The sequence below is a fragment of the Paenibacillus phytorum genome, assembly GCF_013141715.1.
GTDB classification, from domain to species: domain Bacteria; phylum Bacillota; class Bacilli; order Paenibacillales; family NBRC-103111; genus Paenibacillus_E; species Paenibacillus_E phytorum.
The window spans coordinates 11,838-24,716 of record NZ_WHOA01000125.1; the positions used below are offsets into that span (position 1 = coordinate 11,838).

At 43.8% G+C, this 12,879-nt stretch carries 9 protein-coding genes; 1 reads left to right on the forward strand and 8 read right to left on the reverse strand.

Annotation, left to right across the window (positions count from 1 at the left end):
* Positions 1-57: 57 nt before the first annotated feature.
* From GC098_RS18295 to GC098_RS18330, 8 genes are all read right to left on the reverse strand, one after another.
* Positions 58-1,758 (reverse strand): methyl-accepting chemotaxis protein, encoded by a 1,701-nt coding sequence (locus GC098_RS18295; protein ID WP_171644644.1) that lies wholly within the window; start codon positions 1,756-1,758, stop codon positions 58-60.
* Between the two features lie 38 nt (positions 1,759-1,796).
* Positions 1,797-2,654: a protein phosphatase 2C domain-containing protein gene (locus GC098_RS18300; RefSeq protein WP_171644645.1), complete on the reverse strand. Its 858-nt coding sequence runs from the start codon at positions 2,652-2,654 to the stop codon at positions 1,797-1,799.
* A gap of 41 nt (positions 2,655-2,695) precedes the next feature.
* The gene (locus tag GC098_RS18305; RefSeq protein WP_171644647.1) at positions 2,696-3,934 is read right to left on the reverse strand and encodes an extracellular solute-binding protein; all 1,239 of its coding nucleotides are present in this window, start codon (positions 3,932-3,934) and stop codon (positions 2,696-2,698) included.
* Positions 3,935-4,034: 100 nt separating this feature from the next.
* Positions 4,035-5,702: an ABC transporter permease gene (locus GC098_RS18310; RefSeq protein ID WP_312880197.1), complete on the reverse strand. Its 1,668-nt coding sequence runs from the start codon at positions 5,700-5,702 to the stop codon at positions 4,035-4,037.
* Positions 5,689-6,789 carry an ABC transporter ATP-binding protein gene (locus GC098_RS18315; protein ID WP_171644651.1) on the reverse strand — a complete coding sequence of 367 codons (1,101 nt, stop codon included), beginning with the start codon at positions 6,787-6,789 and terminating at the stop codon, positions 5,689-5,691. The genes GC098_RS18310 and GC098_RS18315 overlap by 14 nt, the downstream gene beginning before the upstream one ends.
* A gap of 73 nt (positions 6,790-6,862) precedes the next feature.
* Positions 6,863-7,924, reverse strand: coding sequence for an ABC transporter substrate-binding protein (locus GC098_RS18320; RefSeq protein WP_171644653.1), 1,062 nt, complete (start codon positions 7,922-7,924; stop codon positions 6,863-6,865).
* A gap of 157 nt (positions 7,925-8,081) precedes the next feature.
* Positions 8,082-9,683, reverse strand: a complete 1,602-nt coding sequence (locus GC098_RS18325) for a response regulator (RefSeq protein ID WP_171644655.1) — start codon at positions 9,681-9,683, stop codon at positions 8,082-8,084.
* Positions 9,676-11,490: a sensor histidine kinase gene (locus GC098_RS18330; protein WP_171644657.1), complete on the reverse strand. Its 1,815-nt coding sequence runs from the start codon at positions 11,488-11,490 to the stop codon at positions 9,676-9,678. Before GC098_RS18330 ends, GC098_RS18325 begins: the two co-directional genes overlap by 8 nt.
* A gap of 232 nt (positions 11,491-11,722) precedes the next feature.
* On the opposite strand from GC098_RS18330, the gene GC098_RS18335 reads away from it, so the two are divergent.
* Entirely contained in the window at positions 11,723-12,613 is an 891-nt protein-coding gene (locus GC098_RS18335) for a prohibitin family protein (RefSeq protein ID WP_171644660.1), read from the forward strand.
* Positions 12,614-12,879 lie beyond the last annotated feature (266 nt).

Here is a 12,879-nt window from a genome sequence, read left to right on the forward strand (position 1 = left end):
TAAAAAAAGACCTAACCGATAACAGTTAGATCTTAGACTCTTTTAAGCACAAGATAACTACAGCTTGAACTTAAGGATCAAGTGCTGTAAACTTTCAGCCATACCAGACAGATGTGAGGCGGATGAGGAAATACCTTCCATGGAAACCAACTGCAGATCAGATGCGTTGGCTACAGCCTGGGTGTTATCGTTAGCATTTCTAGCAATGGATGCAGTGGAGATAATAGATGCAGTAATTTGCTCGGATGAGGCGGCCATTTGCTCTGAGATAGCTGAAACCTCTTGAATTTCGTTGTTGATATGCTGAATGGAATCGAGTATAGAGCCGAACTTTTCACTAGTCGTTTCAGCCACAGAGATCCCTATCGTAACTTCACGAGTAACGGATTGTATGGCTTCTACAGCAAGCCTTGTTACTGATTGAATTTCATGGATTAACGCAGCAATTTCGTTAGCGGATGAACTGGATTGTGCAGATAATTTTTTCACTTCATTCGCGACGACCGCGAACCCTCTTCCTCCTGCACCCGCTCTTGCTGCTTCGATGGAGGCATTCAGTGCCAATAAATTCGTCTGGGTTGCAATGTCAGATATCATCGATACAATCGCGCCAATTTCCTCTGATCGCTGCCCCAGCCGCCCAACAAATTCTGCCGTTGTGGTTGCTGAATCTTGAATGAATCCCATTTGAGTAACGACTTGTCGGATAGCTTCATTTCCTTGCTCAGCCTGTGTCGAGGTTTCAACGGACTTTTCCGAAACGACGGAAGACGTTTCTGCAATTCGTCCGATTCCTATTGCCATTTCTTCCATCGCCTTAGCTGCTTCCTCTGTACTGATGAGCTGATCGGCGGCCCCTCCAGCAACTTCCTGAACAGCGGTGGCAACTTGTCTCGAAGAGGCGGCAGTTTGATTAGCACTTGCTGCAAGCTCTTCGGATAAAACAGCGACTTGAGCTGAGGTTGTTGCCGTTTGCTGTAAAGTTTCCCTCAAATGAACAACCATGTCGTTTGCTGCTTTGGCCAATTGCCCCAACTCATCCTTGCTTCTTACTTTTAAAGGCTGTACATCTAGTTCCCCTTTGGCTACTTGGACAATATGGGAAGTAACCTTATGTAAGGTTTTGGAAACTAGCAGATGAACACTCACAATGACTGCTACCGCTGCAAGCAAGCTAAAGATCAACAATAAGGTCAGACCCGTCTTCGCTGAAGAGAAGGCGCCGATTGCTTCATTCGTTGCATGGACGGCCTCGCTATCGTTGTATATTTTCATTTTGTCAAAGATAGCCTGTATCGTCACATTCAACTCTTCCGCTTGTGCAAGCAATTGCGCAGCCTTAGCGCCATTTTTAGCTTGACTTGCTTCTAAAGTCTGTTTATTGACGTCTTTAAATTCCTTCCACTTGCCTTTAAATTCATCCAGATTTTTGCGATCTTCCTCCATAACAGCCTTTTTTTCATACTCGGCCAATGTCTGATCGATTTTACGGTATACGAGAGCAATACTGCTTTCCTGTCTGTCTTTACCGGTCTTAAGCGTTTCATCTAGATGCATGACGGTCAACCGCATGACATGCTCCACCTCGAAATTCAACTCATTGATTAACTCTACGCCCGGCAAAGAGACAGCCGTTATGGAATCAATCCGTTCCTTCATGATATTCATTCGATTGATTGAAAATAGAGCCATGATTAGCATTAACACAAAAATGATGGCAATCCCGAGCATGATTTTTTTTCCGACAGATAATCTCATATATCAACTACCTTCTATTCATAAAATGGCTGCTCACTCTATTCAAATTGAATCCATATCCCTGTCTTATCATCCGACACCTTGAAACGAGGATAACGCAGGCAATCCTTATCATCTAATTCAAGATTGAACAACCAATCCGCATAACCGGCCAATGTGCTATTTGTAATGGAAGTAGTTAACTCCTGAATGACGTCAATCGGCTCGCCTCCGCGTTCTGTATGCGGGAAAAGACCGTCGGTAACAAGCAGCAATGACTTCAACTGAATGCGGTTAATTCTTCCGTATTCGATGAATTCAGCTAGATGCGGTTCACCGCTCATAACAGAGTAGCCGGCCATCGTATTCATTTTCGATTTATTTTGCAAAATGATCGGTTTAACGAGTTCCCAAAGGTCCTCTCGCTTCACAATGCCATTCTCGATGCCTTGCTCCCAAATGTGTTTGGATTCAAGATCAATATGCGCGACCTGATCACGCGAAATCGTCCGAAGCGACCCGTCCTGATAAACTGCCACGATCATACAATCTCCAACCTGTGCATAATCGATATAGTTATCCTCAATTCGGATGAGAGCGAGCGAACTCGTCCACAAAGCACCTTTATCCGATGTATGGATCCCAGCTGCTTCCATTTTCTCCCTCAATCGGATATTAGCTTGAACAACCAGCTGCTTGAGATCCAAATCAGCGACATCCTCCGCTTGAAGCGACTCCAAATACTGTTTGATCACTTGTGAGGCCAAGTACCCCCCCGTTTCGTTGTTAGGACCCCGAAAGGGATGCAGAGAAGTTGCACCGTCCAGTACCCCAAATAAATGTAACTGTTCATTGTCAACGAGTGCATCTTCATTCCATTCACCGCTACCCGGTAAGGATATTTTTTCTACATGCATAGTTGTACGCCACCTTCATCTCATGTCTGTATATTCTTCGTCTATTTGCTAAGCCAAGTCTCGTATTCATCCTCAAAATGCTTTTCCTTCGTATCGTTTGGTTCTTGTTCTAATTGCTCCAGCATGGATTGGGTGAAGCTCCACCGTTCGAAGTCCATCTTTGCGGGCCTCTTGGCCGAGAACATTCGCACCGAATCAAGAATCATCTTTTGACTCGCATTCCACTGTCCTTCTTCTTGCAGCTTTAGTAGAACATCGGACCTCGAAGGAATTAAACCGTTGCTGCGCCATAAAGCGTTTTGCGTGTTCTCATGGATCATATAGGAAATAAAGCTGTTAGCCGCCTTCACTTTGGTTGCTGTTGAATTTAAAACAATCATCCCATCGATGCTAGGCACAATTCCCTGTTGTTCCAGCCCAGGTAACAACTGGGCATTATATTGGAACTTACCTCCAATATATCGTTCAACAGTCATCAGCTCTTCAGAAGTACTCAGGAATAAACCGATTTTCCCATTAATAAAATCACTCGCAGCCCGACGGTGAGTGAGCGGCTTCATAATTTGCAAACTATGAACCCACTTTCCCCACATGGATATAGCGGAATCGAACTTACCATATTCCTCGGTTTCGCCATGGTTATCCTTTACGTTTAAGCTCTCTAGATACCAAGGCAATTCCTTATCAATAGCAATTCCCCAATGCCCCTTGATACCTCCGTCGTTCCCAATCAAGTTTGTTTCCATTGCAGCATTCGACACTTCATCCCATCCGGTAAACGAGCCCTTTTGAGAGTTCTTTAACAGTTCCTCCCGGTAATAAAGCATCGGTATGCTCCCACCAATCGGCACTGCCCAATCCAGATCCGAATAATGAAAAGGCTCGATAAATGTTGACTGCAGCTTCTTCCATTCCGGTATGGTTAGATTATCTACGGGAAGCACCGCTCCGGCATCCACTAGCTGGGCGATCCCATAATAACTTTTAATTTCAGCAATCTGTGGCGCCGCATTAGCGGATATTGCCGCCATCAACTCCGTAAATAAAAGATCACTTGAGCGGAAGTATCTCACATCCACATCAATATTCGGATAAGTTTGATGAAACTCATTAATAGAGGTTTCCAAGCCTTGACTGTAAACCCAGATGGATAGAGCTGTTCCACGAACAGATTCTCCGCTTGTAGTCGTCGATTTCTTATTATTAAACATATAGGAGGTTGCAACTATAAGGGTCAGTTGTAACGCTATGCCCCAAATTATCCATCTATTTAGCTTCATGGTTCCTCCCGGTAAGCTCATCATGACAATCTTTTTCATTGTAGCACGACAAGTTCCCGAAATCATGAGCCTTCATGAAAGACGCTTCTCACGCAAACCGTTATAATTGCAGCCCCTTCTTGCTAAGCTTATTAGCTATGATCAAGGAAATTAATGTGGTGAGGGACAGAATCGATGCTAGAGCTGCACCTGTACCGTAGTTAGCGGTAAATACCTCACTGTAAATCGTCACAGTAATGGTTGCTGTCGCCCCGTAATAAAGAACAATCGTAGAACTTAATTCATTGATGGTCGTGACCCAGCTCAAAATCGCTCCGGACAAAACGCCGGGTGCCATTAAACGGCCCGTGGTCTTGAAGAATGTCTTCATCGGTGGAACGCCAAGGCTGATTGAAGCTTCTTCTACGCTGCGATCCAATTGATACAGGATCGCCGTACTGGAACGAATCGTGTATGGCAGCTTGCGAACCACGTAAGCGATGACCAGAATGACCCATGTCCCCGTTAGCACTACAGGAGGCTTATTAAAAGCAATAATCATACTGATCCCCAGAACAGTTCCCGGCATGACATAAGGTATCATGATCAAGGAATCGAGCATCGCCGTCAGCTTCGATTTCCTGCGCACCAACACGTAGGCTACGAGCATCCCCATCACGACCATGATCACGATGGATATTAAGGAGTAGGTATACGTATTCAAGATCGCCTTTGGTACGCGGAACAAAATTTCTTTATAACTATCTAAACTAAATCCATTTTGAAATACCGGTCCTTTGGTTTTGATGAAGGAGGTCACAATGACCGTCGCCTGAGGAATAATCGATACACATGCGACCAACAAAGCAAAGCCAGTAAACAGCCATTTCTTCAGCGGCCCCAGTATTTCTACTTTCGGTGTACGCATACCCGTCATCGTATAATTTTTGCGGGAGACAAAGTATCGTTGAAGAAACAAAATACTCGTAGAACAAATGATAAGGATCACGCTTAACGTACTAGCCATGGCTGGGTTTCCACCCATCTCACTGATGAACTGCTCATAAGCTAAGATTGGCAATACCTTGAAACCTTGACCCAGCAGCATCGGCGTACCAAAATCTGCAAACGACGCCATGAAAACCATTAATGCGCCAGCTGACAGTGTAGGAAAAATCAACGGAATCGTAACCGTACGCAGCCTGTGGAAGCTTGAACGTCCCAAGCTTTCTGCCGCCTCTTCTAGCGAAGTGTCAATCGTTTTCAGTGCACCAGAAACATATAAGTAAATATGCGGATAGAACTGAAGTGTAAAGACGAACACAATGCCCTTCCATCCATATATAGAGGAAAATGGAATCCCAATATCATGCAGGAAGCGTGTTAGAAAGCCGTTATTCCCTAACATCAAAATCCAAGAATAAGCTCCGATAAAAGGAGGGGAAAGTAGGGACATAATAACAAGAATTTGAATAATGCCTTTAAATTTCACATTGTAGCGAGTAGTGATATACGCGAGAGGAACACCTATTAGGATAGAGAACACAGTAGTAAGTACGGATACCTTCAAACTGTTCCAGAGCGCACTGTAATAATACTTCAACTTGATGAAATTCGCGTAATTGGCTAATGAGAACATCCCTTGGTCATTAAAAAAACTGTTGAACAGCAAGGAGAATAAAGGGTATACGATAAAAGCGAGTAGAAAGAGATACACAAACAATGTCACCCAAGACCAGAAGTCCCATTGTTTGAAGGAGAACCACCGGCTTCTCTTAACGGCTTGCACGGTAGACCGCCTCCTTGCCGCTTTCATCAAACATCGTTGCTTTATCTAGCTGTAAATTCACATAAACAACCTGTTTCACCTTACGCAGCTGATGGGGTTCTACAGCATGCTCTTGAACGTCGATCACAAAACCATTTGGAAGCTCGATTAAATAGCTTACTTTTTCGCCAAGGAAAGTAACGGACTCGACAGTACCTCGAATCAAATTCTCGCCTGTGTTCTCGGACTCAAGCCGAATACGCTCGGGACGCAGAGAGAACAGCGATTTTCCTTCGTACGGCTTCAAAAGAGGCAGTCGGAAGGACGTTCCAAGAAGTTGAATCTCCGCTTCGTTTTGATTGCTTTTACTGCCGCGGCACTCAGCCTCAATAAAGTTCGATGTACCGATAAAGTTGGCTACAAATTGGTTAGCTGGATAGGCATAAATGTCCTCAGGAGGAGCAATTTGTTGAATGATACCTTCGCTCATTACGGCAATGCGGTCGGAAACAGCCAATGCTTCTTCCTGATCATGCGTCACATAAATCGTTGTAATGTTCAGTTCCTTTTGCAATCTCCGGATGTCCGATCTCATCTTGATGCGTAATTTGGCGTCAAGGTTGGACAAAGGTTCGTCCATTAACAGCAAGCCTGGACGGATAACGATAGCCCGTGCCAATGCAATACGCTGCTGCTGACCGCCGCTCATATTAGAAGGAACACGATCTCGCAAGTGCTGCAGCTGAACCATCTCCAACGCTTCCATTACGCGCTGTTCCGTTTCTTTCTTATTCACATTCCGAGCCTTTAATCCATAAGCCACATTTTCAAACACGGTCATATGTGGAAAAATCGCATAGTTTTGAAAAACCATCCCAATGTTTCTTTCATGCGTCGGCACATCATTTATCTTACGATCGCCGAAGTAAATATCGCCTTCTTCTTGACGATAGAAGCCTGCAATTGTCCGCAGCAGCGTTGTTTTTCCGCATCCGCTTGGTCCAAGTAAGGTGAAGAATTCCCCTTCTTGGATGGTTAAATGAGCATCATTGACCGCCTTGGCGGTTCCGAAATATTTGGTCACGTGGTCAAAGACGATTTTTTGCATGTTATTTACCTCCGATGTCTAAGAAAAAGGTGCCTAGACCGTTAAAGTAAGGCACCGCTCATTTGATCAAATCTTATTCTTGTCCAGATACAATTTTGCCAAAACGTTTAATATTTTCGTCTTTCTTGCTGGAAGCCCAATCGAAATCATAGTCAACGAGCTTGATATCCTTGGCTTGTGCGATACCTTGAATCACTTCTGCATCCTTACGAACGGAACGGCGTTTGAATTCCTTTTGAATGAGAGACTGCACGTCTTTACTTACTAGGAAATCGATAAATTTCTTCGCATCTTCCATATTTTTAGCACCTTTGATAATTGCAGCTCCATCAGGTACAGCTGAAGTTCCTTCGGTTGGATAAATAATGCCGACTTTAGCGCCGCCTTCCACATAACGATAAGCAGCTTCCTCGAGTGTAACTCCAAGCGCAAATTCTTTATCAGCTACCCCTTTATATACCTGGCCTGAGCCTGACAATACTTTACCATCCAGGTTGGTTACAAACTTCTTAATAAAACCCCACCCTTGGTCTTTTCCGTTTGCTGTCAGCATGGTGATTAATTGCGTATAGGAAGAACCGGACTTTGCAGGATCCGCATAGGCAATCTTCCCTTTCCATTTCGGATCCAGCAGATCCGTCCAGCCCTTAGGCTCTTCGCCTGCTTTAACAAGTTCTTTGTTGTACATGATGATCATTGGCAGTGCGGCAAATGGTGTCCACACATTGTTTTTGTCTACATATTGCGGAGAAATATTGTCGTATTCTTTTGTTTTGTAAGGTTCAAAATATTTTTTATAGGCTTCAAGAGAATCAGCACCGCCAGCCCAAAATACATCGCCCAGCGGATTGGTAGCCTCGGCTTGTACACGTTTCAAGAGGTCACCTGTACCACCGGAAATCAACTGTACCTCAATGCCTGTACGATCCTGAAACTCCTTAATAATCGGGTTATTGAGCTCAGCTGCATTCGGGGAATACAAGGTAAGCTTACCGCCCGTCTTTGGTGAGGATTGACTAGCCGCAGGTTGTCCAGAAGTTTCGGTCGGTTTCGCTGTTGGGGTCTCTTTTGCACCGCATCCGATCAGAGAACCGACAAGCAGCAGAGATAGAAGACTGGTTAGTGATTTTTTCATTTTGTTAACCCTCCATATGTTTTGTGTCTTTATCTTTCTAGTTTTACTATACGTTCAGATGTAAGCACTCTCAATGTGACGAATTTTCGTATTTGTTGAAATTTTTGTTCAAAATAAAAACCCCACCCAGTCATGAAGTGGAGTTTTCCTATTATGCCTATAGCGGAAGGGTCTCAATCCCGAGCCGTTTGCGAAACTCTGTAGGGGTTTCCCCCGTATATTTGCGAAATAGTTGGCTGAAATATCGCGGATCCTGGTAACCGACTTGTACGGAGACCTCATAAATTTTAAGACGGGGATTCGTCAGAAGCTCCTTCGCTTGTCGTACACGAATTAAAGTCACATATTCGAGAAAGCTGGTTCCAACCTGCTTTTTAAACAGTCTACTGAAATAACTTTCACTCATATGGTAGCGCTCTGCGATACCTTGCAGAGAAATATCCTCAGCGTAATGCTCTCGGATAAACAGCTCGATCTCCTCGAACCCGCTCTTCTTTTGAGGATCGGATTGCTCCGTACATTGCCGATTCCACTCAAATAACGTTTCGTTTAAGCGAATCAGCCATTGTTCAAGCGAGTCATCCACTCGCTCAGCTGATGTTAAGAGAAACCCGCTATCAATAACGATGTTATGCAATTCGTTATCTCGCAGCAGGAGGGAATTTAACGTTACGATAAATTCGAAAAAGCTTCTTCTTGCCGTAAGTCCATCTGCATGGAGGTGTATGAGATTCGAATACCACAACCGAGTTTGGGCTTCGATGGATGAAGGACTTCCCCATTTGACCAATTCGATCAATTCCTTAAGCACGCTGTGATTTACACTGACCGTTTCTTGCTGCCGTTCGATATCTTCAAACCAAATCATTTTCTCGCCGCCTAAAAAGACAGTTTGATACAAGGCCCGCATGGCTTGAATATAGGCAGCTGGAATCAAATCGATCGTTGTAAACGAGTGGCTGACCGTTAGAACGCATCTTTGCGCAAAGGAAGTCAATAACACCATTAGGTTATCAAATAAGACGGCCAGATCGTCTCGTTCGACTTGACGATTGACCAAAAGCGCATATCGCGTCTCGTTTATTCGCACCAAAGTAAGGGTGGACAGCTCTTTGATCCGTTCATTGATCTGATCCCGAAGCTGGGTGCTATCCGTCCCCATATCCTTAAGACCGTCCAATTGCAGCAGTAAAACGCGATAAGGAGGGATAACAGCTCCGTCTTCTTTATTTTTTATACCCGTGCCAAACTCTACAAACCATTCTTTTTCAAGTGTTCCCGCATAATCCAGCATAAGATCATAGAGAACCTTTTCTTCAATCAGCGGCTGCCCCCAGCCATACTGAAGTTTCAATCGCTCCTGCTGTGATTGCAATCGACGTTCTTCATCAAGCTTTGACGTAATGCGTCCAATAACTTGGATGAGCTCGTCCGGATTGGTAGGCTTGAGCACAAAATCAGCAGCCCCCAACTTAACTGCCTTCTGGGCATATATAAAATCATCGAAGCCCGTAAGAAATACAATTTTCACTTGTGGCAGAAGCTCAGCCACTTTCTCAGCAAGCTGAATGCCGTCCATCGCAGGCATCCGAATATCCGTCAGTAGGATGTCTGGCGGGTTAGCTATAATTCCTTCTAAACCCGATTGTCCGTCCCTTGCTTCGCCAATCACGTTACAGCGCATTTCTTCCCAAGGAATTGTTAGTTTCAGCCCTTGCAAGACGAGCCACTCATCCTCCACTATGAATAGTTTATACACGATGATCCTCTCCTGAGCGCATAATGGGAATTTCGATAAGAATAGTCGTTCCTTGCATGATCTCACTCTCGATTTCAAAGCGATAATTCGAGCCGAAGTATAGCTGAAGCCGTTTGATCGAGTTTTCCAGTCCAATACCCGTATTCTGCTCACTATCCGATACGTATTTGCCGCTAAGGATACGCTCCACCATATCTGATGTCATACCTACACCGTTGTCTCGGATTTCGAAGCGGACACATTCCTGGGCCCGCCATCCCCTAATGGAAAGCTGCCCTTTTCCGGGTTTGATCTCTAATCCATGTGTGATGGCATTTTCCACGATCGGTTGAATCAACAGCTTGAGCGTGTATAAGGATTCGATTTCTTCATCGATTTGAATCTCGACTTCCAACTTATCCCCATAGCGCATCTGTTGAATAAAAAGAAAATTGCGGATTTGATGCATATCCTCCTTCACTTGGATGAAGGGTTGTCCTTTACGGATACTAAACCGCAGCAGCTCTCCAAGCGAAATAACCGTTTGACTAATATCCGTCATTTTATTAATACGTGCCATCCAATTGATCGAATCCAGAGCATTATAGAGAAAATGCGGGTTGAATTGGGCGTGAATCGCCTTGATCTCCGCCTCCTTCAACATTAATTGCTTCTTGTAGACCTCATCGATCAACTGCTTGATCCGCTGTACCATTTTATTAAAACTGAGACCTAGCTGCCCAACTTCATCCCTATATTTAGAAGAAAATGCTACGTCCATGTTGCCGTTTTCCACTAGATACATCAGTGATTTTAGCTTGCGCAGCGGATTCGTAATCGTCACCGACAACACATAGGCAACCCAACAGGACACAACGCCGAACAAGATGATAATAAATAACATCAAATTACGGATGCTGCTGCTCTCCTTTGTCAAAACGGCAACCGGCACAATACTAACCAGCTTGAATCCCGTAATCTCAGAAGTATCATAAACGACCATAACAGGAGCAGAGCCTTTGTTAGCTGGTTCGAAAAAACCTTTGCTACCTGTTAATACTTTATCTAAATAAGGTTCGTTTAACTTCGTGCCCACGATATGCTTGGATGGCGTACTCGAAATGACATACCCATTGCGGTCCAACAGCAGCATCTGTCCGCCTGGTTGTAACTGGGCCTTGTTATACTTGTCAGCCAAAGCATTTTCCATAATATCCACGACCATGAAACCAAGCGGTTTGTTCGTTTCAATCTTCTTCAGCAGCCTGCCACTGCTTAAAACAATGCCAAAATCCTCCGTCTTCTTCATGCTGTAATGCGTATCCCAGATGATATTGCCGCCTGCTAGCCGCATTTTACGAAACAATCCCCAATTCAAGTTATAATCGTCGTACTGATTAGGTAGAAGGTTTCCTGTAAAATAACGATCCCCGTTCTCCCCAAGCAAGTAAATGGCGATATTCCAGTTTTTGAAGCCCAGGAAGGTATCGAGAATATCATTGACCCTTTTCTCATCCTGCTGCTTCTCCGCTAACGTTCTGCCCTGATCTTTAGACAGCACATCCTGTATTTCTCTGTTACTATAAATGTACATGGTCAACTGTTCGATATCTTTAACGAAATAGTTCAAGCTGTAATTCACTTGAGACAAGCTTTCAAGAATCGTCTTGCTCACTTGCGTTTGTACGACCTGTGACGATTTGTAATAGGAGAAGGTTCCCAGAATAGATAAGGGGATTATAGCCAACGGAAGGAATAGGATAATGAGCTTTTTCTGAAGGCTTGTTCCAAGTAAATAGTTCTGCAATCGATTTCGTATATGGGACAAAACCTCACTCCTTCCGTTTATTTTTAGTATGAATTTTCTTTATCCAATGAATTCTCTTCAATGACAAGAGTACAGGACAATAGTATGAACTTCAACCCCTGTATGATCGTACCTTCTGGGATTACAAGCACGGGCTTTGAATGATGGATTAAAGGGGAGTTAGATGAATAGATTTTGAAGTAAAGATATTACGGTACTAATAAACTAATTCACTATTCAGGAGAGTGTAACTATGGAAACAGGTATGAACACAAGAAAGGGATCGACTTTAACCAAAGGGATCAAATATGGAGCTGGAGGAGTTGCGATACTTCTTTTGATTTTGACTGCGTTTAGTACAGTAGAGAACGGTCATGTTGGATTCAGAAAAACCTTAGGTAGTGTTAACTCAACAGTACTGGAGCCAGGTCCTCATTGGAAGTGGCCGTTCATTTCAAGCATTGTAGAAGTCAATACTCAAGTAGCTAAATCGGAAGCAGACGCAGCAGCGTCTTCAAAAGACTTGCAACCTGTTCATAGTCATGTAGCTGTTAACTATACAATCCCTAAAGGGGTAGCTTTCAAGTTACTTCATGACGTAGGTCTAGACTTCGACGCTAAAGTAATCAATCCTCACGTGCAGGAGATTTTTAAAGAAGTTACAGCTAAGTACAGTGCAGAGGAGTTAATTTCTAAACGTGAACGAGTAGCATTAGAAACAAACGAATTATTAAAAAAAGCTCTAGAGGCTTACAACATCCAAGTAGGGGATATCTCTATTGTTAACTTTACATTCTCTGATGCATTTAATCAGTCTATTGAGCAGAAACAAATTGCGGCACAAAATGCAATGAAAGCTCAGAACGATCTAGATAAAGCAAAGATCGACGCTCAACAAAATGTAGTAAAAGCGGAAGCAGATGCTACAGCGGCGAAAGCTAAAGCGGATGCCGATCTTTATGTTGCACAACAAAAAGCTAAGGGTAACATAGAGCTTGCAAAGTCAATTACTGCTGACTTGGTAGATTATAAATTCCTTGAGTCTTGGAAAGGCGATGTACCTGACGCTTGGGGTAACGGTTCTTTGATTAACATGTTACCGAGCAAAACTCCAGTACAACCTACTGAAACTGCTAAGAAGTAATCTAATGAGTGGAAAGTCATCATAGAAAAAATGAAGAACGGAACGTCCGGAAACTCACAAAACGATTGACCTTTTCTACGAATAGGCTTATACTTCTACACAATATCCATACCTGATCGTGCCTATGATGAGATTCCAACTCGGAGGCGTTTTCGCCAAGAACAACCCTTTGCGCTCAGCAAAGTCAGTCATTCTAAGTTAACCGGCACCGCCCGTTACCGCGGAACCAAGTGGAGAAGCATTCACCAGAATGTTTCTTAAATTGG

Bases quoted from the DNA above. Each gene is read 5' to 3' on its own strand.
- GC098_RS18320 (WP_171644653.1), bottom strand. From the start codon at position 7,924: ATGAAAAAATCACTAACCAGTCTTCTATCTCTGCTGCTTGTCGGTTCT.
- GC098_RS18335 (WP_171644660.1), top strand. From the start codon at position 11,723: ATGGAAACAGGTATGAACACAAGAAAGGGATCGACTTTAACCAAAGGG.
- GC098_RS18295 (WP_171644644.1), bottom strand. From the start codon at position 1,758: ATGAGATTATCTGTCGGAAAAAAAATCATGCTCGGGATTGCCATCATT.
- GC098_RS18300 (WP_171644645.1), bottom strand. From the start codon at position 2,654: ATGCATGTAGAAAAAATATCCTTACCGGGTAGCGGTGAATGGAATGAA.
- GC098_RS18315 (WP_171644651.1), bottom strand. From the start codon at position 6,789: ATGCAAAAAATCGTCTTTGACCACGTGACCAAATATTTCGGAACCGCC.
- GC098_RS18305 (WP_171644647.1), bottom strand. From the start codon at position 3,934: ATGAAGCTAAATAGATGGATAATTTGGGGCATAGCGTTACAACTGACC.